Here is a 22,727-nt window from a genome sequence, read left to right on the forward strand (position 1 = left end):
AAACGATGGGCAAGGAAACAGGCTTCCTCGAATACGAACGTCAGGATCGCACTTATGCGGACCCGGCGGAACGGCTGAAGCACTACAAGGAATTCGTGATCCCGCACAGCGAGCCGGACCTGCGCCTGCAGGCCGCGCGGTGCATGAATTGCGGCATCCCGTATTGTCACAATGGTTGCCCGGTGAACAACCTGATCCCGGACTGGAACCACCTGACCTACGAAGGGGACTGGAAGAACGCGCTGGAAGTGCTGCATTCGACCAACAACTTCCCTGAATTCACCGGTCGTGTCTGCCCCGCTCCGTGCGAAGCGAGCTGCACGCTCAACATCACCGATGAACCGGTGACGATCAAATCGATCGAATGTGCCATCGTCGATCGCGGCTGGCAGGAAGGCTGGATCACACCGCAAGTGCCGGAAACCAAGACCGGCAAGTCGGTGGCGGTTGTCGGCTCCGGCCCGGCCGGGCTTGCTTGCGCGCAGCAACTGGCGCGCGCGGGCCACTCCGTAACGCTGTTCGAAAAGAACGACCGCGTCGGCGGGCTGCTGCGCTATGGCATTCCCGACTTCAAGATGGAAAAGCACCTCATCAATCGCCGTGCGGTGCAGATGGAAGCGGAAGGCGTGAATTTCCGCACCAGCACCGAGGTAGGGGTCGATGTCTCCTTCAAATCGCTGAAGGAAAATTTCGATGCCGTGGTGCTTTCGGGCGGCGCGGAAGATGCGCGCCCGCTGGCGATCCCCGGCGCGGAGCTGCCCGGTGTGCGAATGGCGATGGAATTCCTCACTCAGCAGAACAAGCGCAATGCAGGCGACGACGAAGTCCGCGCCGCCCCGCGCGGCACGCTGACCGCCACTGGCAAAAAAGTGGTCGTGATCGGCGGCGGCGACACCGGCAGCGACTGTGTCGGCACATCCAACCGGCAAGGCGCGGAAAGCGTGGTGCAGCTGGAAATCATGCCGCAACCGCCGGAGAAGGAAAACAAACTGCTCACCTGGCCGCACTGGCCGCTGAAGCTGCGGACCTCCTCCAGCCACGAAGAAGGGGTGGAGCGCGATTTCTCTGTCCTGACCAAGCGGGTTGTGGGCGAAGGCGGCAAAGTGACTGGCCTCGAATGCATCCGTCTCGAATGGGATGGCGGCACGATGAAGGAAATCGCAGGCAGCGAATTCACCATTCCGGCCGATCTGATCCTGCTGGCGATGGGTTTCGTCGGACCGAAGAAAGCGGGCCTGCTCGAACAGGCGGGCGTGGAGCTGACCGATCGCGGCAATGTTGCCGCCGATACGGTTGGCTATGCCACCAGCGAGCCAGGTGTGTTCGCGTGTGGCGATATGCGCCGCGGGCAAAGTCTGGTGGTGTGGGCCATCCGCGAGGGTCGCCAGTGCGCCCGCGCAGTGGACGAAGCACTGATGGGGGCCAGCGAACTGCCGCGTTAAGGGGCATCAGCCATTGGCATTCGTGCCGCGCCCAACCGCCTGTCCGTCACCGCAAACGCAGTAACCCAATCCATGGGATCAGGGTTTCGCCCATCGCGGCGTTTGCGGTGGACGAAACGGGCGGTCCATAGATTGCCGCGTCGCTTCGCTCCTCGCGATGACGAGGGGTGGGCGGCGGTCGGGAGGGCCATGACACCCTGCACGCCCCCAGCTCCCTCCCCCGTGACGCAGTCCATGGCTTGAAGGTTCCGCCTTTCGCAGCGGGAGCGATGGAGCGGTGAAGGGCAGTTGCGCTCACCAGACCGTTCGAAATTCCGCGCCGCCGAGTGTCCTAAAATGATACACATGGGACACAAAACCGCGTAAACTTGGCGCTGTGCGTCGCTCCTATGCATACTGCCACTTGCGAATCGCAGAGCGAACGCAATCGGAGAACTGGATGGCGAGTGGCGATGAAACCGGTTTCTGGCCCTGGGTCGAAGCAATCGACCGAGCCGAAACGATATCGGGCCTGCGCGATACATTGTTGGCGGCTTTCTCGTATGTCGGCTTTACTGCAGCCTATTTCCTTGGTCCGGTGGTATCCGATGCACGTGTCGGGCGAGTGCTGACCAATGTCGGTTTCCCGCGCGAATGGGAGGAGCGCTATCGCGCAGAATTCTATCTGATCGATCCAATCGCAACCCACGCGATTACCCGGCGCGGCGCGTTCTGCTGGCCCGACGATCTGGCAGGAACTCCACTCAAACCGGCAGAGCGCGACTATCTTGCGCTGCTGGCCGATTATGGAATGGAACGCGGAGTGGGCCTGGCATCTTTCGGTCCGTTCGCACGCACCGGCTTTATCGGTGTCGGATTGCCCCGTTCAGGCATCGCAATCGATCGTCGTTCGATCCTGATGGTAGAGGTTGCCGCGCGACTGGCGCATCAGCGTTACCTGCGGCTGATCGATCCATTCCCCAATGGCCCGCCCAGCCTGTCCGACCGGGAAATCGAAGTTCTGTCGCTGATCGCGCAGGGAAAGAGCAACGCTGTGATCGCTCAGCTCCTCGATATCTCGCCCAGTTCGGTCGATGTGTATGTAAAACGGATTTTCACCAAGATGGGGGTGGCCGACCGGACATCGGCATCGGTGCGGGCGCTGGCTATGGGGCTGGTTCTCACCGGCAGGTTTCCCAAGCAGCCGCATAGCGGGCGGCTATAGCCGCTCTTCGCAGTTGCCTGCTGCCTTTCGCGCTTAATCATGTACCGTAATTGCCGCCTTGTCGGGTAATTAAGGTACATGATGGCATCCTAAGAATAAACTAGGAGGCCGTTGCAATGCCCTCGGGTCGCCCCGATGGCAGAGGTGCGCCGGGCCGATCCTCCCAAAAGATAAGCGCGGCGCACCGCCTACCTCCGCCCCTTAAATGATCCGTCACGCGCATCGGTGCACCGACCGACTGGAATTTTGCGCGACAGCACGCTATCGGGAACTGGGATCTGACGTCTTCCGGGGGAAGCAAGCTGCAGATTCCTGCCACCCAGATCAGCGCTGCCCGGATCACCGGCGCCCAAATCGCCACCACGCGCATTCTGATCGCGGGCGATGTCATGCTCGACCGGTATTGGTTCGGCGATGTCGAACGGATCTCGCCCGAAGCGCCGGTGCCTGTGGTCCATGTCACGCGCGAGGAATACCGGCTCGGCGGCGCAGGGAACGTGGCGCTGAACGTCGCGTCGCTCGGCGCACAGGCCGCATTGATGAGTATCGTCGGGGAAGACGATGCCGCCACCCGCTTGCACGCCCTGCTGCGCGATGCCGGGATAGAGCCGCTGCTGGAAAGCGATCCGACGCTGCCGACAACGGTCAAGCTGCGCGTCAGCGGCCGGGCGCAGCAGTTGATCCGGCTCGATTTCGAACATGCTCCCGGCTCGCGGGTTCTCGATCGCAAACTGGCGCGGTTCCGCAATCTGCTGGACCGGTTCGATGCGGTTGCCCTCTCGGATTATGGCAAAGGCAGCCTGGCCCATGTGCAGGCGATGATCGCGCTGGCCCGCGAAGCGGGTAAACCGGTGCTGATCGATCCCAAGGGTAGCGATTACACCCGCTATCGCGGCGCCACTGTCATCACCCCCAACCGCGCGGAATTCGAACTGGCCGCCGGCCCGTGCCATAGCGAAGCGGAACTGGAACAGCGGGCGGAAACGATGCGGCGCGACCTCGCGCTCGACGCCGTGCTCGTCACCCGCTCGCACGAAGGGATGTCGCTGTTCGACGATGCCGGGCATCTGCATGTGCCCGCCGCCGCACGCGAAGTGTTCGATGTGACCGGCGCAGGCGACACCGTGGTGGCTGCGCTGGCAGCTCTGATCGCCAGCGGTATGCCCTTGCGCGATGCGGTGGAAATTGCCAATCGTGCCGCCGGGATCGTCGTCGGTCGTTTCGGTACGACCGCTATTGCATACGAAGATCTCTTCTCATGACAGTGGTTGTCACCGGGGCTGCCGGATTTATCGGCGCCAATATCGTCAAAGAGCTGAACCAGCGCGGCTGCAGCGATATCGTTGCAGTGGACGATCTGTCCCAGCCGGGCAAGTTCGCCAATCTGGCCGACCTCCGGATCGCGGATTATTTCGACAAGAACGATTTTCTGCACCGGCTGGCCGCCGGGCAACTGGGCCGGATAGAGGCGGTGTTTCACGAAGGTGCCTGTTCCGACACGATGGAACACGACGGGCAATTCATGATGGCCAACAATTACCGCTGGTCGAAACACCTGCTCGATATCTGCCTGCGCGATCGGATTCGCCTGCTCTATGCTTCGTCTGCGGCGGTCTATGGCGCATCGACGGAGTTTGCAGTCGATCCGGCGAACGAGCACCCACTCAACGTCTATGGTTATTCCAAGCTGTTGTTCGACAATGTCGTGCGCCGCCATCTGGATGCAGACAGCCCGGTGCAGATCGCCGGATTTCGCTATTTCAATGTCTACGGCCCACGCGAAGCCTGCAAAGGGCGCATGGCATCGGTTGCCTGGCACCATATGCAGCAGTTGCGGGACGAAGGGCACGTGCGCCTGTTCGGCGCATATGGCGGCTACGCAGCGGGAGAGCAGCTGCGCGATTTCGTTTCTGTGCGCGATATCGTGCGGGCCAAGCTGTGGTTCTTCGACAACTCGCATGCTGCGGGTATCTTCAACCTCGGCACCGGGCGGGCAGAACCGCTCAATGCGGTGGCCAGCGCGGTCATCAATGCCGAGCGGGCGGCCAGTGGGCAGGCACCGCTGACGCTGGCCGAACAGGTCGCGCAGGGGCTCATCCGCTATGTCGATTTCCCGGACGCGCTGAAGGACAGGTATCAGTGCTTTACGCAAGCCGACCTGTCGGGCCTGCGCGCTGTGGGATATGATGCGTCTTTCGCGACAGTGGAGGAAGGCGTCAGCGCCTATGCCCGCGATGCGAGCGATGCGCCTGTGGCGGAGCAAACGGCATGACCGGCCTCCTCACTCCACCCGATATCCACCGTATCTGCACCGCAGGCAATGCCCGGTTGCACGAAAAGCTGACCCCCGCCCGGATGGCCAGCGGAGGGCTCGCGCTGCCGCGCCCGCTGGTCTTCACCAACGGTGTGTTCGACATCCTCCATCGCGGTCATGTCACTTATCTAGCAGCGGCGCGCGCATTGGGCGCATCGCTGGTGGTAGGGTTGAACAGCGACGATTCGGTGCGGCGGCTGGGCAAAGGGTCCGACCGCCCGATCAATCCGCAGGTCGACCGCGCGCTGGTGATCGCTGCACTCGCTTCGGTCGATGCGGTACTGCTATTTACCGAAGATACCCCGTGCGAACTGATCGCCCGCATCCGCCCCGATATCTATGTGAAGGGCGGCGATTACGACATCGATGCCCTGCCCGAAACGCAGATCGTGCGCGGCTGGGGCGGGCAGGCCTATGCCCTGCCGTTTGCGGACGGATATTCGACCACTGCGCTGATCGCCCGCACCCGTGCCGCGCCATGTTGACCCCGGCGGCCTTTCTCGATCGCGACGGGGTGATCAACGAAGATCGCGGCTATGTTTCGACATGGCGCGATTTCGCTTTCCTGCCCGGTGCAGTGGAGGCGATCTCGCGGTTGCAGGATGCGGGATATCTGCCAGTGGTCGTCACCAATCAATCGGGCATCGCGCGCGGCTATTTCAGCGAAGCCGAGTATCGCACATTGACCGAACGGATGTGCGCCGCGCTGGCCGATGCCGGCGTGACGATTGGCAAAGTCTATCACTGTCCCCATTCGCCCAGCCGTCGGCCACCGTGCACGTGCCGCAAACCCCGCGCGGGGATGATCGAACGGGCAATTGCCGAACTGGGGATCGACCGCGCCGCATCGTTCATGGTGGGCGACAAGCTAGGCGATATCGCCGCCGGGCGCGCCGCCGAACTGGGCGCGACATTCCGGGTCGGCCCCAAGGCAATCGGCGCGAAAGACGGCGCAACCGCGCGCTTCCCCGATCTCGCCACCTGTGCCGCCGCCATCGTTGCGGGGGACGTCGCGGTGGGGTGCTGACGCAAGGGGGGGGGCAGGGGGGGGATGTCACCCGTATCCGCGAAACGCTTCCCTACACCCGCCGCGCTATGCTTGAGCGGGTGGCATGGTTTTGTGCCGCTACGCTATGCGCCAGATGGCTCATTTGCGGTGTCGCCTGGTCGCGCCGCAGGAGGCAGCAAACCGCGATTTGGCGAAGTCCACAGCGGGCTGCGGAAAGTCACACACAAGCCACGGAAAAAACCGCACCTTTCCCGCGAAAGTCACAGATTTCAAAACTACCGGGAGCGGTCCATGTCCCAGTCGATTGCGCCGCGCCCGTGCTGTTCCAAAAAGGCATTGGTCTGGCTGAACGGGCGCGATCCGAAAAACCCGCGATAGGCCGACAGCGGGCTGGGGTGCGGGCTGCGGATGATCAGATGCGGGGTGTCGCCCTGCAGCGCCGGGATACGCGCGGCCTTGCTCTGCGCGTGGCTGCCCCACAGGATGAACACGCTCGGTTCGGGCCGCTCCGCCACGGCAGCGACGCAGGCATCGGTAATCGCGTCCCACCCGCGCCCGGCGTGGCTGCCCGCTTTGCCCGCCTCCACCGTCAGCGTGTTGTTGAGCAGCAGCACCCCTTGCCGCGCCCAATGCGACAGATCGCCATGCCGGGGCGGCGCGATGCCGAGGTCGCTTTCCAGTTCCTTGTAGATATTGACCAGACTGGGCGGCACCTGCACCCCATCGGGCACGGCAAAGCACAGGCCCATCGCCTGACCCGGCCCGTGATAGGGATCCTGCCCCAGAATCACGACTTTCACCGAATCGAGCGGCGTCAGTTCCAATGCCCGCAAACGGCTGCCGCGCGGGGGATAGATGGCGTGCCCGGCATCCTCCTGCGCGCGGAGGAAACCGCCCAGTTTGCGGGCTTCGGGGGTGGCCAGCACGGGTTCCAGCACCGCGCGCCAGCTATCGGGGATTGCTTCGCTTGCCATGCTTTCTCGCTACGCTGCGCGACCGATGCTCGCCAGCGCCTCTTTCCCTCTATCCCCAATCGCCCTAAGGACACCTGCGATGACAGTACATTTCCATGAAGAGGATCTGCCCGCCGGTGTGCTGGCAGGCGACGGGCCGATTGCGGTCGATACCGAAACGATGGGTCTGGTGACGCATCGCGACCGGCTGTGCGTGGTGCAGCTGAGCGATGGCGGGCCGGACGAACATCTCGTGCGGTTCAAGGTGGGCAGCGATTATCGCGCGCCCAACCTCAAGGCCTTGCTGGGCGATCCGAACCGGTTGAAATTGTACCATTTCGCCCGGTTCGATCTGGCAGCAATCGAATACTACCTCGGCACGATGGCCGCGCCGGTGTTCTGCACCAAGATCGCCAGCAAGCTGACCCGTACCTATACCGACCGCCACGGACTGAAGAACATCGTTACCGAACTGCTCGGCGGGGAGATTTCCAAGCAGCAGCAGTCGAGCGACTGGGGCGCCCCCGAACTGACCGAAGCGCAGCGTGACTATGCCGCGTCGGACGTGCGCTATCTCCACCGGCTGCGCGATGTGCTGGCCGGGCGGCTGGAACGCGAAGGCCGCACCGAAATCGCGCAGGCGTGCTTCGATTTTCTGCCCACCCGCGCCCGGCTCGACATGGCCGGCTGGGCGGACAAGGACATATTCAGCCACGAGTAGGGCCACCCCCGCTCAGGATAACAGGCAATGACAGGCGTCGAAGAGATCGAAACCGAACAGGCGAGGCGGCTCCGCAGCACGCGGCAGCACTTTGCCGCGCCCGGCGGTTCGCACGATCGGCTGGTTGGGTTTCTGGCCAAAGCATTGCCGATGGCGGTCGGCGTAGTCGCCGCACTGATGGTTATTACCCCGCTGTCGCCGCGCGGCGAAGTCAGCTTCCTGCTCGACAAGAACAAAGTCGCCGTGGTCCACGAACGACTGCGTGTGGACAACGCGATGTATCGCGGGCTGGACGATAACCGGCGGCCGTTCTCGCTCACTGCGGGCAGTGCGGTGCAGAAATCCAGCAAGGAAGGGATCGTGCGGATGGACGATCTCGTCGGCCGGATGCTGATGTCCGATGGCCCCGCACAGATCGTCGCCCCGGCGGGACAGTACGATTTGCGTACGCAAGTGGTCGATGTCGACGGCGATGTCCACTTTACCGCCGCCGATGGATACAATGTGCTGGCGCGCGGTGTGAAAATCAACCTTGCCAAACAGACACTGGTGGGCAGCAACGGGGTATCCGGTGCGATCCCGGGCGGCACGTTCTCTGCCAACCGTCTGGAGGCCGACCTCGCCGCGCGCACCATCCTGCTGGATGGCAATGCGCGCCTTCGCATGGTTCCGGGCAAACTCCAGATGCCTCAGATCAGCCAGACCAGAAAGCCAACTCCATGACCTCTCGTTCCCCCTTCAATGCCCGCACCGCGCTGCGTAATGCCACGCTGGGCTTTGTGCTGACCTGTGCGGCGTTCGCCGGGATACAGGCGGGCGCGCAGGCGATTGCCGGGCACAATTCCGATGCGCCGGTCGATTATGCCGCCGACCGGATCGAGCTGCAGGATCGGGAAAAGCGCGTGGTGCTGTCGGGCAATGTCGATGTGACGCAGGCCGGGCTGCGGCTGCGCGCCGCGCGCACGATCATCAACTATACCGATACGGGATCGCTGAAAATTCAGCGCATCATGGCCACTGGCGGAGTGACAGTGACACGCGGCAACGAACGCGCATCGGGCGATGTGGCGGTGTACGATTTCAATCGCCGGATCATCACGATGGCGGGCAATGTGCGGCTGCTGCGCGGCACCGATACCCTCAACGGCGGGCGGCTGGTGATCGACTTGCGGAGCGGGGTGTCGAGCGTCGATGGCAATGCCAGCGGATCTGCCCCGGTCACCGGCGCGGTGAAGAGCAGCGGCAACGGGCGCGTCAGCGGATCGTTCTCCGTGCCGAAAGACGGCGGGAAGTAAACCGCTGGCCACGGTGCGCTGCGGCACGATGCGCCAGGCGCGAATACCTTACTTACGGGCTCCAGCGCCCACCCGTGCAATGCCCGCCAGCGTTTGCGTCAGCAGTGTTTCGCTGGCCGAGCTGTTGGCCAGCAGCGCACGATGCAGTTCGACCAGACGCGACACCAGCCGGTCCAGCCGCCTGCCGCGCCATACCGATAGCTGATCGGAGAGGTCGGGCGCATCCTTGAAGAACACCCGGCGCGCCTTCGTTTCCGCCTGCACGAACTGGCGCGGATTCTGCCCCGGCCCCATCCGCGAATCGAGCTGAGCCAGTTGCGCCGCGCGCCGTTCGAACGCCAGCAACAGGCCAACGGGGTTGAGGTTCATCTCCCGCATCCGGTGCAATTCGCCCGACAGTTCCGCTGTGCGGCCCGACAGCACTGCATTGACCAGCGGCATGAACCCGTCTTCCTCCGTCCGCGCGCCAATCTGGTCGAGCGCCTCGGCGTCGACCGTCACCGGCGCTTCCGGGCTGGCATCGAGATAGAGCGCCAGCTTGGTGACTTCGGACTGAGCCAGCCGCACGTCCAGCCCGGTGGCGCGCGCAATCCGTTCCGCCATCGGTCCGCTGAGGCGCAGACCCGCTTCGTCGCCCATCGTGCGGACTGTATCGCGGACCTGGTTGAGATCGGGCGGCCAGAACATCGCGACCAGCGCATCGTCGCGTTTTTCCAGCAGCTTCGCTGTGCGCGATTTATCCGTTGCGGAGGTAGCGACAATCAGCACGGGGCACGGTGTGCCCTCTCCATTGTCGATTGCCGCCAGCAGATTGGCCACGGCATCGTGGGCTTCGTCCCCATTGGCACGAACGACGATATGACGGCTACCGGCGAATAGCGACGTCGAGCGCGCTTCGTCGTCCAGAAGAACCGGATCGCGCCGCAGGTCGCCGCCCGCCAGATCGACCCGCTCCCCCGGATCGTCGAGCATCGCGGCTATCCGTTGTGCAGCGGCATTGGCCCCCGCTTCATCCGGTCCGCAGAAAAAGAACACCCGTGCAGAGCGCGCGGCCCGTGGGGCAGCGGCGGCAAAATCCCGCTGTGTCGCCTTCATCGCCGCTCGCGCAGCGTCAGCGCGACTTGCGTAGCGATCTTGTCGGCCACTACGTTGGCGAGGTTTTCCAGCGCAGTCTGTTCAGCGGCGATCGTTGCATATTCGCTGGAGACGACATCGATCCCAGCATCGGATCCCGCCGTTGCGTCGAGCAGTATCTCGTTATTGGCAAGGCTGACAAGCTGGTAGCGCGCCCGCAAAGTGCGCCGTTCGCGGCCCACGGTGTCATCGCTCAACACGCCCAGTCCTTCGAGCTGATCGTCGAGCCGCACGATCAACTTGTATTGCGGAGCAGACTTGCCACCGGCCGAAAACCGATCGTTCAGAGCATTGCGAACCAGCCACCCGGCCTGCCCTTCGATAGCCGGAACCTCGATTGCGGACAGACCGCGCGCAACCGCGCCGCTGGAACCACCGGCATACATCGGCTGCAACCCGCAGGCGGACAGACCGGCCAGCAATGCCCCAGCGGCGAGGAGGCGCAGCGGCGCCATCATGCGACGATATTCACCAGCCTGTCGGGCACTACGATCACTTTGCGTACTTCCGCTCCATCGAGCGAACGCTGAACCTTCTCGCTGGCGAGCGCAAGCGCTTCCAGTTCTTCGCGAGGCATACCCTTGGCAACGGTCAGCGTATCGCGCAGCTTGCCCTTCACCTGCACCGCGATGGTGACTTCGTCATCGACCAGCAGCGCCGGATCGACCGTGGGCCAGTCCGCTTCCGCCACCAGCCCGCCGGTGCCGAGCGCTTCGGCCATCGATTCGGCCAGATGCGGCATCATCGGGGATACCAGACGCGGCAGCGTAGCGACCGCTTCGGCGCGTTCGGGCGAAGGTCCGGCCTTCTCCACCGCGCCGGTCAGTTCGTATATCTTGGCCACCGCCTTGTTGAACTGCAGCGCTTCGATATCGGCGGCGACACCGGCAATCGTGCGATGCATCAGTTTGGCGAGCGCGGGATTGGCATCGCCCGCTGCATCGGGCGCGCCATTGGCGACGATGCGCCACAACCGCTGAACAAAACGCCCGCAGCCCTCGATCCCGGCTTCTGACCACGGCAGATCGCGCTCTGGCGGGCTGTCGCTCAGCATGAACCAGCGCACCGCGTCGGCCCCGAAGCGATCGACCATCGCATCGGGATCGACCACGTTCTTCTTCGACTTCGACATTTTGACGACTTTGCCAATGTCGACCGGCTGGCCATCGGCGATCAGCACTGCACCATCGCTGCCGCGCTCGATCTCTTCGGGGCCGTACCACACGTCGCGCACCAGATCTCCGGCACCTTCGCGGCGCGAATAGGTTTCGTGCGTCACCATCCCTTGCGTGAACAGGCTGGCGAACGGTTCGGCAAAATCGATCATCCCGCAATGCTGCAACGCACGGGTCCAGAACCGGGCGTAGAGCAAGTGCAGGATCGCGTGTTCGATCCCGCCGATATACTGTTCCACCGGCAGCCATTTGGCGACTTCGTCCCGGTCGAACGGCTTATCCGCAGGCTGGCTGGCGAAGCGGAGGAAATACCAGCTCGAATCGACGAAGGTGTCGAGCGTGTCGGTTTCCCGCCGTGCCGCTGCGCCGCATTGCGGGCAATCGACATGCTTCCAGGTGGGATGACGTTCGAGCGGGTTGCCCGGCGTCTTGAAATCGACATCTTCCGGCAGAGTAACCGGCAATTGATCTTCGGGCACTGGCACGATCCCGCAGGTATCGCAATGGATGAACGGGATCGGCGTGCCCCAGTACCGCTGGCGCGAAACGCCCCAGTCGCGCAGGCGCCACACTGTCTGCCCTTCGCCCCAGCCACCGGCTTCGGCGCGGACGATCACCGCGGCAATCGCTTCCTCCACCGCCATGCCGTTGAGGAAATCGGAATGGACCAGCACCCCGTCGCCCGCTTCGGCCTCGCCCGCGAAGGGAGCGTCGGCTTCCCCGGCATTCTTCGCGACAACGCGGGTGATCGGCAGATCGTATTTAGTGGCGAATTCGAAATCGCGCTGATCGTGCCCCGGCACGCCCATCACCGCGCCGGTGCCGTAATCCATCAGCACGAAATTGGCGATGAACACCGGCAAATGCTGCCCGGTGAACGGATGGACTGCGCCGATGCCGGTATCGAAGCCGAGCTTTTCCGCGGTTTCCAGCGCCGCAGCAGTGGTCGCCCCGCGCTTGCACTGATCGATGAACTTCGCTGCGTCGCAATTGCTGGCGGCAACGCCCTGCGCGATCGGGTGATCGGGCGCGACCGCCACGAAACTGGCGCCGAAAATGGTATCGGGCCGGGTGGAATAGACCTCCACCTCGTTGCCATCCGAGAGCGCAAAGCGGAATTGCAGCCCCTGGCTCTTGCCGATCCAGTTTTCCTGCATCAGCCGGACTTTTTCAGGCCACTTGTCGAGCGCGCCCAACCCGTCGAGCAGGTCTTCCGCGAACTGCGTGATCTTCAGGAACCACTGGCTCAGCTTGCGTTTCTCGACTTCGGCGCCCGAACGCCAGCCTTTGCCGTCGATCACCTGTTCGTTGGCCAGCACGGTCATATCGACCGGATCCCAGTTGACCTCGCTTTCCTTGCGATAGACCAGCCCCGCTTCGTACAGGCGCAGGAACAGCGCCTGTTCGTGGCCGTAATATTCGGGATCGCACGTGGCGAATTCGCGCGTCCAGTCGAGCGCGAAGCCGATCCGTTTCAGCTGCGCTTTCATGTTGGCGATATTGTCGCGCGTCCACCCGCCGGGATGCACGCCCTTTTCCATCGCTGCGTTTTCAGCGGGCATGCCGAATGCATCCCACCCCATCGGGTGCAGCACTTCGTGCCCGGTCATCCGTTTATACCGGGCGAGCACGTCGCCCATCGTATAATTGCGGACGTGCCCGATATGGATGCGCCCCGATGGATAGGGGAACATCTCCAGCACGTAGCTTTTGGGTTTGTTGCTGTCGCTATCGGCAGTGAACGTCCCGGCTTGTTCCCAGGCACGCTGCCAGCGCCCGTCCGCCGCCGACGGATCGAAACGCTGATCGGTCATGTAATATCCTCCGGCTGGGAAATCAGCCTGCAATGGCCTGACGGCGCAGTTCGCGCGCCTTGGTCAGGATGATATCTTCCAGTTTCTGCACTGTGGCCGCCTGCACCGGGGCATCGACCCAACTACCGTTCTGGTTCACTTCACGGCTGGCGGCGACGCGAATGGCATCGGCACGCAGATCCTGATCGAGGATCGACACAGTCACCTTCACCCGTTCGCCGGGGTTCTGCGGGTTGGAATACCAGTCGGTCACGATCACGCCGCCCGCACTGTCCGCCTGAAGCAGCGGTGCGAAGCTGACCGTTTCCAGCGCCGCGCGCCAGAGATAGGAATTGACGCCGATCGTCGTCACATTGGCGGCGGCAAGGTCCGCCTTGGGCCGGTCACGACCGCCACAGGCAGCGAGAGTGGCGATGGCCGCAACGGCAATGGCGGCGCGGGCGATACGGGTGGTGGTCGAACTGGCGGTCATGATGGGGGTCGATCGTCCTCGATAAGTCTCTGTCGAGCCTCTAGAGCGCGCGGCTCCGGCAAGCAAGGTGTCGCGCAGCAAATGCGCCTTGTCGCGGTGAATGGCCGCTGAACCTCTATTCGGTGGACCGGTTGTGGAAAAGAGGCAACAGGTAAACCGGCAAAACCACGCGGCGCATCGAAAAACTTGTAAAAACTGGCGCGTTTTCGTTATCGTTCGAGTTAACCCAAATCCGGCGGCGAGTCGATTTTTCAACCGCCATCGCAAAAGGGGCAAGGGCTGGCCGGTAACCGAGCCGCTCATTGAAGGTTAAGGTCGGCAGGCGTTGAATAGTACGCTGCCCGTAAAAGGGCCGATCGCATAAGGGACGAGACAGGGCTTTACCGTGGGCAAGCGTGGCATCAGCATCGGCAACAAGGCGTTCAAACGCTTCGGCGCGCCTGCTGTTCTGAGCGTTGCCGCCGTGGCGGCCCTGGCCATTCCCACCGCAGGGCTTGCAGTGACCGCAGTCGGTTCGCAGACTGCCGGGACCGAACGCCCGCTCGGCTCGATCACCACGTTCACGCCTGCCAATGTCGATCCGGCAGTCGCCCGGCGGCTGGCCGCCAAGATCGCGGCAAGCGGCAAATCGCTGCGCTTTACCCCTGCGGCATCGCCCGCCAGCGACGCCCGCACGGTAACCGTCGCCATCCGCATCGACGATGACAGCGCCCGCGCCATTTCGGTGCACAACGCCATCGCTTCCGCCAAGGGCGAAGCGGGCAACGGCCCGTCGATCGCCAGCCTGGCGTCAACGCGGTATAATCTGGGCATCGCCCGCGGATACCAGTCTTTCGCGAAGCCCGATCCGGTCAAGCTCGACATATCGGATACGCCGATGGCCGACCTGTCCACATTCAATTCAGGCGACAAGAAAGACGACAAACCCAGCCGGTTGCAGGCGCGCATTTCGGTGGAGCATGATGGAAACGTTGGCCGCGCACCGCGCACTCTGGGCGCATCCGGCCAGCAATCGGTCGATGTCGGCGGTGCATTCCGTGTATCGCGCAACCTCGACGTGACAGCGGGCGTCCGCCTGTCGCAGGATCGCGACCGTCTGGCCCCGCTGACCGATTCGGTTCAGGATAATCAGGCGGTCTATGTCGGGACTCAGTTCCGCTTCTGATAATCTCTTTTTGCCGGATCTGCGGCCCTGTTCGGGCCGAATATAGCGAATTCGTATGAATAGCCCCGCTGCCAGCGGGGTTTTTCTTTGTCCCCGGCGGCTGTTCGCCTACGTTCGACTGTGGAGAGTCGAGAGAACCTGAACAGGCACGGGAGTAATTATGACACGCGTTGCAATCGTTACCGGGGGCACCCGCGGGATCGGGGAAGCGATCAGCCTTGCGCTGAAAGAACAGGGCCGCACAGTCGTCGCCAATTATGCAGGCAACGACACGAAGGCGAAAGAATTTGCCGATCGGCACGGCATCGCCGTGATGAAGTGGGATGTGGGCGATCACGAAGCCTGCATCGAAGGCTGCAAACAGATCGCCGCCGATTTTGGCGATGTCGATATCGTCGTCAACAACGCCGGGATCACCCGCGACGGCACTTTACACAAGATGACCTTCGACGACTGGAACGACGTGATGCGCGTCAATCTGGGTGGCTGCTTCAATATGGCCAAGGCCTGCTTCCCCGGAATGCGCGAACGCGGCTGGGGCCGGATCGTCAATATCGGCAGCATCAACGGGCAGGCTGGTCAGTATGGCCAGGTCAACTATGCCGCTGCGAAGAGCGGGATTCACGGCTTCACGAAAGCGCTGGCGCAGGAAGGCGCCAAATTCGGTGTGACAGTAAACGCCATCGCCCCCGGCTATATCGACACCGACATGGTGGCCGCCGTGCCGGACACGGTGCTGGAGAAAATCGTCGCCAAAATTCCGGTGGGCCGCCTCGGCCATGCCGAAGAAATCGCCCGCGGGGTCGCTTTCCTGACCAGCGAAGACGGCGGCTTCGTCACCGGATCGACCATGAGCATCAACGGCGGGCAGCATATGTATTGATCGGGTTGGGGCGCCGGACACCGGCGCCCTGCCCCCCCAAATTGCTCAGTCGATCAGGATGCCGACGACCTTCCACGCGCCGCCTTCCTTTTGCAGCGTAACCGTCTCGATAACGTCGGCTTTGTTAGCGAACGTGGTCCTGAACCGCACCTCCTGAAAGCCGTGCGGCGGCGCATTGAGGTAGCGGATGGTTTGCAGGTTGCGCGAAACCACCGCACCGAGCGGGACGCGCACCTGCTGAGACGCTTCGGCCCAGCCCGCAACCGTATTGGCATCGCGGAAGCTCTTGCCCGCACTATCGAAGGCCCCCTGCCAGTTACCGGCATCGCCCAGCGCGAGCCAGTTGCGAGCGGCAGCCTCCACCGCAGAGTCGCGCGCGGCATCTTCTGCCGATGGCGGGCTTGCGCCATCGGCCATCGGGCCATTGGTCATCAGGGGGGCGGACAGCAGCAGAGCTGCAGCTAGCAAAGACATCGCGATACCTCCGATCAGCCAGGCGACTGTGCGCCTGGCACCCCACCCGCCACTGTGGCGAGTTCCAGGGAGAGGCGCAGGTTCGCCGGTTGTGGCGGATTCGGCTTCCCCCAAATTCTTGCGGGCAAGAAAATCGGGGGTCTCGCTCTCTTCATTCATCAGCATTCGCGCAGCTTCGCGGCTGCTCGACACTTCCAGCTTGCGCCGCGCCCCGCGCAGTCGCTCGTTGACGGTATGTACCGATATATCGAGGTGGCGGGCTGCCGACTTGGCATCGTATCCCCGCACGATCAGGCGGAGAGTCTGCTTCTCCTTGTCGGTCAGTGCATCAAGTCCATCGCCCATCCATTGTGGGTAAGACGCTGCCCGGCGACGATCCACCCAAAAAAATTCGTAGGCCAGCCTGCACCTTGCGACTAGCGTGGGGAGAATGAACGTACCCTACCACCCTCCTGTGAAGCGGTCGGTCGCCATCGCCGGGCACCGCACTTCGATCAGCCTCGAACCGCTGTTCTGGGATATGTTGCGCGCTGCGGCAGAGCAGGAGCAGGTGGCGCTGTCTTCCATCGTCGCCCGGATCGACGAAGAGCGGATACGGGCCCAGCACCCCTGCGGGCTGGCAGGCGCGATCCGGCTGTGGCTGGTCGCGCGGCAGATGGGGGTAGACGGCGGATTGCCGGGGGCGGAGAATGTATGACGGAGGGTAAAGAGCGGGGATCCGCTGGTCAGGGGCGATTGAGTGGGGGGCAAATGCCCCACTCTCCCACGTCGCCCCGGACGTGATCCGGGGCCCCGCTTTTCTTGCGAGCCACGTGGGAGGGAGCTGGACCCCGGCTCGGAGGCCGGGGTGACGGCGATGGTGGGAAGGTGCCACAACATCCACACCCCGCGCCCCACTCTCCCCCTCGTCATTGCGAGGAGCCGCAGGCGATGCGGCAATCCATGGACCGCCATCGCCCCAGCCTCAATCGAAGTAGGGGGCGGGACAGTCAGGCCATGGATTGCTTCACTGCGTTCGCAATGACGAGTGGTGGGTGGCATGGGTTTTGGATACCAATGGTGCGCGAAGCGGGCACATCCGAAGCGCCACCAGCAACCCGCTCCACCCGCGAATACCAGCACCGGCGAAAACCCCTAGGGCATACGTCGCCCCGGACCTGATCCGGGGCCCCGCTTTTCTTCCGCGCCGCGTTGGAGGAAGCTGGACCCCGGCTCGGGGGCCGGGGTGACAATTACGGTGGAGTGCGGCTCCTCGGCAAACCGCCCCTCGAACGGGAACGGGAACAAGCCTTCCCGCCTCGTCAGTGCGAGGAGCGTAGCGACGTGGCAATCCATGGCTCGCCGGTCGCTTGCATCACAACTGCCGTGACGGGCAGAACCGTTCCGCCCTGAATTGCTTCACTGCGTCGCAATGACGAACGAAGGGCAGCACCGGAGTGAGGTGGGCACGAACACGGTTCCACCGCATCACCCCACACCGTCAGGCCGCAACCTGCCCGTCAGTAATTCGCAGGCGGATCGCTGGCGGGGAAGCTCTGGTCGCTGTCCTCGTCGGTTTCGCTCCATTTGCGGCGCGGTGTGTCGCGCATGGCCGATGGTCCGGCATCGCGAACGTCGACGTTACCCTGATTTCCGGCAAAGGCCGCACGGTCGCTGCCCTGCCGTTTTTCGAAATATTTGTACCCGGCATAACCCAGGGCTCCGAGCGCGGCGAGTTTCAGTAAAGCCATGATAAACCTCTCTTTCTTACCCCACCAACGGTTGGGAGTGAAGAAAGGTCCACGCTTCGCCTCAGTCGTCGCCCACCCGTTCGACTTGCGCGCCGACCAGAGCGAGTTTCTCTTCCAGCCGTTCGTACCCACGGTCGAGGTGGTAGAGGCGGCGGACCTGCGTCTGCCCTTCGGCGGCAAGCCCGGCGATCACCAGGCTCATCGACGCGCGCAGATCGGTCGCCATCACTTCCGCCCCGTGCAGCTTGCCCACACCCTTGACGATTGCGGTGCGGCCGCTGGTTTCGATATCGGCCCCCATGCGCGCCAGTTCGGGCACGTGCATATACCGGTTTTCGAAGATCGTTTCGGTCAGCACACTGGTGCCTTCGGCCACTGTCAGCAGAGCCATCAACTGCGCCTGCATATCGGTGGCCAGCCCCGGATAGGGCGCGGTCGAAAGGTTGGTCGCCTTCAGCGGCCCCTCGGCGGCGATCCGCACGCCTTTCTTATCCGCATCGCACGCCACACCAATGTTACGCAGCGCGTGCAGCGTGGCCTGCATCTCGTCCGCCTTCGCCCCGTCGAGATAGACCTCGCCGCCGGTGATCGCCGCGGCACAGGCATAGGAACCGGCTTCGATCCGGTCGGCCATCACGCGGTAAGTCGCGCCATGCAGACGCTTGACCCCGTGCACCGTCAGTTCGGAATTGCCGATCCCTTCGATCTCCGCCCCCATCGCCACCAGCAGGTTGCACAGGTCGACGATTTCCGGCTCGCGCGCGGCATTGCTCAGGCGGCAGGTGCCACTGGCGAGCACCGCCGCCATCAGCGCATTTTCCGTCGCGCCCACCGAAACCACGGGAAAGTCGAACTCGCCCCCCGGCAAGCCGCCATCGGGCGCATGGGCGCGGACGTATCCCTGCGCCAGTTCGATCTGCGCTCCGAATGCCTCCAGCGCTTTCAGGTGCAGGTCGATCGGACGGTTGCCGATGGCGCACCCGCCGGGCAGCGAGACAGTCGCTTCGCCCATCCGCGCCAGCATCGGGCCAAGCACGAGGATCGAGGCGCGCATTTTCCGCACCAGATCGTAAGGCGCGACAGTGCCGGTGATGCGGGTCGCTTCCAGTGTCATCACCCGGCCGAAATCTTCCGGCCTGCTGCCCTGAATGGCAGTGGTGACGCCGAACTGGTTCATCAGATGCTGAAACCCGTCGATATCGGCCAGCCGCGGCAGGTTCCGCAAAGTCAGCGGTTCGTCGGTTAACAGCGCGCAGGGAATCAGCGTGAGCGCGGCGTTCTTCGCGCCGGAAATCGGGATCGTGCCGTTAAGGCGTTTACCGCCTTCGATAATAATCTTGTCCATTGCGCGGCATTAGCGTGTTTCCAAGCGCTCGCAAGTCGCGGTTGCGCGGGGGCGGCACAGTGCTTATCCCCGTATCATGACCGACCGTAAGCCGATCAGGAAAGCCGTATTCCCCGTTGCCGGGCTCGGCACGCGTTTCCTTCCTGCGACCAAGGCCATTCCCAAGGAATTGTTGCCGATCGTCGATCGCCCGCTGATCCAGTATGCCGTGGACGAAGCGCGCGAAGCGGGGATCGAACAGATGATCTTCGTCACCGGTCGCGGCAAGACCGCCATCGTCGAACATTTCGATATCGCTTACGAGTTGGAAACGACGATGGCCGAGCGCGGAAAATCGCTCGACGTGCTGGCCCCGACCCGCTTCACCCCCGGCGATATCATCACGGTGCGCCAGCAGGTGCCGCTGGGCCTCGGCCACGCGATCTGGTGCGCCCGCGCCATCGTAGGGGACGAACCGTTCGCGATCCTGCTGCCCGATGAACTGATGATCGGCCAGCCCGGCTGCATGAAACAGATGGTCGATGCCTATAATCAGGTCGGCGGCAATCTGATCAGCGTGCTGGAAGTGCCGCAGGAATCGGTATCGAGTTACGGCGTGATCGCACCGGGCGAAACCGTGTCCGATACACTCACCGAAGTGACCGGGCTGGTGGAAAAACCGCCGGTCGAACAGGCCCCGTCGAACAAGATCCTCTCTGGCCGCTATATCCTGCAACCCGAAGTCATGCGGACGCTGGAAGATCAGGAGAAGGGCGCAGGCGGCGAAATCCAGCTCACCGATGCGATGGCCCGAATGATTGGCACTCAGCCGTTCCACGCGGTGACATTCGACGGCAAACGCTACGATTGCGGCAGCAAGACCGGCTTTGTGGAGGCAACCCTCGCGCTCGCGCTGCAACGCGAAGACATGGGCAACGAAGTCCGCGCCATCGCGCAACGCCTGCTGGCGGAATAACGCGGCGCGGAAGAAAAGCGGGGCCCCGGATCAGGTCCGGGGCGACGTGGGCCGTAGGGGTTTTCGCTGGTGCTGACGCCTGCGGGGTGGTGCGGGTGTAGTGAGGGACTGGGGGACTGGGGAGCCGCACCCCACCAGCCCCCAACCGTCACGCGTTCTCAGTCTGAGCAGCTATCGCCGCATATTCGTCGCGCAGTTCGCGCTTATAAAGCTTGCCATTGGCTTCGCGCGGCAGTTGCGCGCGGAAATCGATCTGGCGCGGCATCTTGATGCGGGCGAGACCGGGGGCGAGGAAGGCGCGCAGTTCTTCCTCCAGCGCAGGCCCGGCGTCCGCCATATCGACCGGCTGGACCACGGCAACAACCCGTTCGCCCATATCGGGATCGGGCGCGCCGATCACCGCGGCGTCCATCACCTTGTCATGCGTGACCAGCAGGTTCTCGATTTCCTGCGGATAAATATTGACCCCGCCGGAGATAATCATGTGGCTCTTGCGGTCGGTCAGATAGAGGAACCCGTCTTCATCGACATGCCCGATATCGCCCAGTGTCATCCACCCTTCGCGATGCATCGCCTCCGCTGTCTTTTCCGGGTCGTTGTGATACGTGGGCAGGACATCGTTCTCGAAATAGAGCAGACCATCGGTGCCCGCGGGCACTTCCGCCCCGTCCGGGCCGCAGACATGCAGCTTGCCATGAATTGCACGCCCCACGCTGCCCTGGTGTGTCAGCCAGTCCTCGCTGCGGATCAATGTCATGCCGATCCCTTCGGACCCGGCATAGTATTCCAGCACGATCGGCCCCCACCATTCGATCATCGCCCGCTTCACCGGCACCGGGCACGGGGCGGCGGCGTGGATCGCGCGGCGGTGGCTCGACAAATCGTAGCGGGTGCGAACATCCTCCTCCAGCTTGAGCATACGGATGAAATGGGTCGGCACCCACTGGCTGTCGGTCACACGGTATTTCTCAATCGCCGCCAGCGCCGCTTCGGGATCGAATTTCTCCATAATCACGACTGTGCCGCCCAGCCGGTGGACCGTGCAGCACCACGCCAGCGGAGCGGCATGATACAGCGGCGCGGGGGAGAGATAGACCATCTCGCCATCGGCGGGCATCCCCACGCCCATCACCGCCAGCCCGACCAGCGCGTTGGTTTCCTGAATATCCTCGCTCGGCGGCGGCGGCGGCTTCACGCCTTTGGGTCGCCCTGTCGTGCCTGAGCTATAGAGCATATAGGCGCCCGGTGCCTGATCGGGGATCGGCGTGGCGGGCTGTTGCGCCAGCGCAGCGGAGAAATCCTCCGCCCCCGCGCCGCCTACGATCATCTGGCGGCAATCGGGGCATTCGTCGCGCAGCGCCGCGCTGACATCGGCGAAATACGGAGTCGTAATCAGCGTCTTCGCCCCCGAATCGCGGAGGATATAGGCGACCTCCGGCGCAGTCAGCCGGGTGGAAACCGGCACCAGCATCGTGCCCGCGCGTTGCGATCCCCACACCAGCGGCAGATAGAGCGCGTTGTTTTCCATCAACACGCCAAAGGCATCGCCCCGCCCGAACCCGTTGGCGCGCAGCCATTGGGCAAAGCGGTTGGCGGTGGCGTCCATCTCGGCATAGGTCACCGTTTCACCGCTGTCGGCCATGATAATCGCCGGGCGGTCGGCACGGGTCTGCGCGTGGCTTACCGGGTGCATCCATCTCTCTCCATTGCGACTCCTTATGCGGAGTTCGATTGGGTCGAGACTAGTTGCAAACGGCAACCGGGCAAGCAAAAAGGCGGCGGGATCGCTCCCGGCCGCCTTTTTGCTTGCTTGCGGTGATTGCGAAGCGGGCGGGCTTACTCGCCGCCGCGGCCGCCGGTGCTGTCCGCCACCATCATCACCCGGCGCTGAGCATCCGATTCAACCATGTACGGGATCGGGTTGACCGCCTGGCCATCGACGCGGACTTCGTAATGCAGGTGCGGGCCGGTCGAACGGCCGGTGCTGCCGACATAGCCGATCACTTCGCCTTTCTTCACCCGTTCGCCAGCGGCAACCGCCAGACGCGACAGGTGGGCATAGCGGGTCTGCAGCGACGCGCCGTGATCGATCGCGATATAGAGGCCGTAGCTGGAAAAACGATCGGCGCGCTGCACCACACCGTCTGCCGTGGCATAGACCGGGGTGCCGGTCGGCGCGGCCAGATCGATACCCTTGTGCGCGCGACGGCCACCGATAACCGGGTGTTCGCGCATCCCGTAATTGCTGGTGGTGCGGGCGCCATCGACCGGCATCTGCGACGGGATCGACACGGCGATGGATGTTGCCGGCGGTGCCGACGGACCGTTCTGATCGAGCGAGCGCCACGAAGCGAACAGTTGCTTGAACTGTTCATCCCCGCCGGAGATCGACGATGCTTTGGCATCGCGCACCGGGGCGGAAATGTCGGTGGCAGCGGCGGCGCTGGCATTGGCCAGTGCCGGGCTCATCCCTGCGGTGAAAAAAGCGGCAACCGATGCGATCACGGCGAAGATTCGGCGTTGCAAACTGCTTACGACCACGAAATCCCGTCCTTGTTTTTGCCGCACATGCAATGCGCGGTACGATCCGAAGGTATCGGCAAAACAAACCCGAAGGCCTGCTTCGCGAAAAATTTCTGAGA

23 protein-coding genes are annotated in these 22,727 nt (G+C 63.5%); 13 read left to right on the forward strand and 10 right to left on the reverse strand.

The annotated features are described in order from the left end of the window. Positions 1–5: 5 nt before the first annotated feature. The 6 genes from CV013_RS07360 (at position 6) to gmhB (ending at position 5,987) form a co-directional block, all read left to right on the forward strand. Positions 6–1,442 carry a glutamate synthase subunit beta gene (locus tag CV013_RS07360; RefSeq protein ID WP_102154643.1) on the forward strand — a complete coding sequence of 479 codons (1,437 nt, stop codon included), beginning with the start codon at positions 6–8 and terminating at the stop codon, positions 1,440–1,442. 439 nt (positions 1,443–1,881) lie between these two features. After that, positions 1,882–2,646 (forward strand): helix-turn-helix transcriptional regulator, encoded by a 765-nt coding sequence (locus CV013_RS07365; RefSeq protein WP_102154644.1) that lies wholly within the window; start codon positions 1,882–1,884, stop codon positions 2,644–2,646. Between the two features lie 353 nt (positions 2,647–2,999). Beyond that, complete coding sequence (gene rfaE1, locus CV013_RS07370; RefSeq protein ID WP_223805240.1) at positions 3,000–3,908, forward strand: D-glycero-beta-D-manno-heptose-7-phosphate kinase; 909 nt, start codon at positions 3,000–3,002, stop codon at positions 3,906–3,908. Continuing rightward, the gene (gene rfaD / locus CV013_RS07375) at positions 3,905–4,918 is read left to right on the forward strand and encodes an ADP-glyceromanno-heptose 6-epimerase (RefSeq protein WP_102154646.1); all 1,014 of its coding nucleotides are present in this window, start codon (positions 3,905–3,907) and stop codon (positions 4,916–4,918) included. The genes rfaE1 and rfaD overlap by 4 nt, the downstream gene beginning before the upstream one ends. After that, a complete protein-coding gene (gene rfaE2 / locus CV013_RS07380; RefSeq protein ID WP_102154647.1) occupies positions 4,915–5,445 on the forward strand; it encodes a D-glycero-beta-D-manno-heptose 1-phosphate adenylyltransferase in 531 nt (176 codons plus the stop codon). The genes rfaD and rfaE2 overlap by 4 nt, the downstream gene beginning before the upstream one ends. Next, entirely contained in the window at positions 5,439–5,987 is a 549-nt protein-coding gene (gene gmhB, locus CV013_RS07385; protein WP_102154648.1) for a D-glycero-beta-D-manno-heptose 1,7-bisphosphate 7-phosphatase, read from the forward strand. The genes rfaE2 and gmhB overlap by 7 nt, the downstream gene beginning before the upstream one ends. A gap of 257 nt (positions 5,988–6,244) precedes the next feature. On the opposite strand, the gene ung is transcribed toward gmhB, so the two are convergent. Next, a complete protein-coding gene (gene ung, locus CV013_RS07390) occupies positions 6,245–6,943 on the reverse strand; it encodes a uracil-DNA glycosylase (RefSeq protein ID WP_102154649.1) in 699 nt (232 codons plus the stop codon). 79 nt (positions 6,944–7,022) lie between these two features. On the opposite strand from ung, the gene CV013_RS07395 reads away from it, so the two are divergent. From CV013_RS07395 to CV013_RS07405, 3 genes are read left to right on the forward strand one after another with little or no spacing between them, the layout of a single operon-like run. Continuing rightward, positions 7,023–7,643, forward strand: coding sequence for a ribonuclease D (locus tag CV013_RS07395; RefSeq protein ID WP_102154650.1), 621 nt, complete (start codon positions 7,023–7,025; stop codon positions 7,641–7,643). Between the two features lie 27 nt (positions 7,644–7,670). Next, positions 7,671–8,366: an LPS export ABC transporter periplasmic protein LptC gene (locus CV013_RS07400; RefSeq protein WP_102154651.1), complete on the forward strand. Its 696-nt coding sequence runs from the start codon at positions 7,671–7,673 to the stop codon at positions 8,364–8,366. Beyond that, on the forward strand, positions 8,363–8,938 hold the full coding sequence (locus CV013_RS07405; protein ID WP_102154652.1) for an LptA/OstA family protein: 576 nt from the start codon (positions 8,363–8,365) through the stop codon (positions 8,936–8,938). The genes CV013_RS07400 and CV013_RS07405 overlap by 4 nt, the downstream gene beginning before the upstream one ends. A gap of 48 nt (positions 8,939–8,986) precedes the next feature. On the opposite strand, the gene holA is transcribed toward CV013_RS07405, so the two are convergent. The 4 genes from holA to CV013_RS07425 are packed head-to-tail and all read right to left on the reverse strand — an operon-like array spanning position 8,987 to position 13,533. Beyond that, a complete protein-coding gene (gene holA / locus CV013_RS07410; protein WP_102154653.1) occupies positions 8,987–10,033 on the reverse strand; it encodes a DNA polymerase III subunit delta in 1,047 nt (348 codons plus the stop codon). Then, on the reverse strand, positions 10,030–10,530 hold the full coding sequence (gene lptE, locus CV013_RS07415) for an LPS assembly lipoprotein LptE (protein WP_102154654.1): 501 nt from the start codon (positions 10,528–10,530) through the stop codon (positions 10,030–10,032). The genes holA and lptE overlap by 4 nt, the downstream gene beginning before the upstream one ends. After that, positions 10,527–13,061 (reverse strand): leucine--tRNA ligase, encoded by a 2,535-nt coding sequence (gene leuS, locus CV013_RS07420; RefSeq protein ID WP_102154655.1) that lies wholly within the window; start codon positions 13,059–13,061, stop codon positions 10,527–10,529. The genes lptE and leuS overlap by 4 nt, the downstream gene beginning before the upstream one ends. Positions 13,062–13,083: 22 nt before the next feature. After that, a complete protein-coding gene (locus tag CV013_RS07425; RefSeq protein WP_102154656.1) occupies positions 13,084–13,533 on the reverse strand; it encodes a DUF3576 domain-containing protein in 450 nt (149 codons plus the stop codon). 385 nt (positions 13,534–13,918) lie between these two features. On the opposite strand from CV013_RS07425, the gene CV013_RS07430 reads away from it, so the two are divergent. Together CV013_RS07430 and phbB are read left to right on the forward strand one after the other, a co-directional pair. Further along, positions 13,919–14,698, forward strand: coding sequence for a hypothetical protein (locus CV013_RS07430; protein ID WP_102154657.1), 780 nt, complete (start codon positions 13,919–13,921; stop codon positions 14,696–14,698). A 160-nt stretch (positions 14,699–14,858) separates the two neighbouring features. Continuing rightward, complete coding sequence (phbB, locus tag CV013_RS07435; RefSeq protein ID WP_102154658.1) at positions 14,859–15,581, forward strand: acetoacetyl-CoA reductase; 723 nt, start codon at positions 14,859–14,861, stop codon at positions 15,579–15,581. Positions 15,582–15,626: 45 nt separating this feature from the next. Here the strand turns inward: phbB and CV013_RS07440 are convergent, their stop codons facing one another. Next, positions 15,627–16,400 (reverse strand): helix-turn-helix domain-containing protein, encoded by a 774-nt coding sequence (locus CV013_RS07440; RefSeq protein WP_102154659.1) that lies wholly within the window; start codon positions 16,398–16,400, stop codon positions 15,627–15,629. 85 nt (positions 16,401–16,485) lie between these two features. Here CV013_RS07440 and CV013_RS07445 point away from each other — a divergent pair, with 85 nt between their 5' ends. After that, positions 16,486–16,752 carry a ribbon-helix-helix domain-containing protein gene (locus tag CV013_RS07445; protein ID WP_190276452.1) on the forward strand — a complete coding sequence of 89 codons (267 nt, stop codon included), beginning with the start codon at positions 16,486–16,488 and terminating at the stop codon, positions 16,750–16,752. A gap of 802 nt (positions 16,753–17,554) precedes the next feature. Here the strand turns inward: CV013_RS07445 and CV013_RS07455 are convergent. Continuing rightward, positions 17,555–17,785 carry a hypothetical protein gene (locus tag CV013_RS07455; RefSeq protein WP_190276453.1) on the reverse strand — a complete coding sequence of 77 codons (231 nt, stop codon included), beginning with the start codon at positions 17,783–17,785 and terminating at the stop codon, positions 17,555–17,557. 61 nt (positions 17,786–17,846) lie between these two features. Continuing rightward, entirely contained in the window at positions 17,847–19,130 is a 1,284-nt protein-coding gene (gene murA, locus CV013_RS07460; protein WP_102154662.1) for a UDP-N-acetylglucosamine 1-carboxyvinyltransferase, read from the reverse strand. Between the two features lie 76 nt (positions 19,131–19,206). Between murA and galU the strand changes: the two genes are divergently transcribed. After that, positions 19,207–20,085, forward strand: a complete 879-nt coding sequence (gene galU / locus CV013_RS07465) for a UTP--glucose-1-phosphate uridylyltransferase GalU (RefSeq protein WP_102154663.1) — start codon at positions 19,207–19,209, stop codon at positions 20,083–20,085. Positions 20,086–20,233: 148 nt separating this feature from the next. On the opposite strand, the gene CV013_RS07470 is transcribed toward galU, so the two are convergent. Continuing rightward, positions 20,234–21,778, reverse strand: coding sequence for an acyl-CoA synthetase (locus tag CV013_RS07470; RefSeq protein ID WP_102154664.1), 1,545 nt, complete (start codon positions 21,776–21,778; stop codon positions 20,234–20,236). 143 nt (positions 21,779–21,921) lie between these two features. Continuing rightward, positions 21,922–22,626, reverse strand: a complete 705-nt coding sequence (locus CV013_RS07475) for a M23 family metallopeptidase (RefSeq protein WP_408057025.1) — start codon at positions 22,624–22,626, stop codon at positions 21,922–21,924. Positions 22,627–22,727 lie beyond the last annotated feature (101 nt).

This window comes from Tsuneonella flava, assembly GCF_002870965.1.
GTDB lineage: Bacteria > Pseudomonadota > Alphaproteobacteria > Sphingomonadales > Sphingomonadaceae > Tsuneonella > Tsuneonella flava.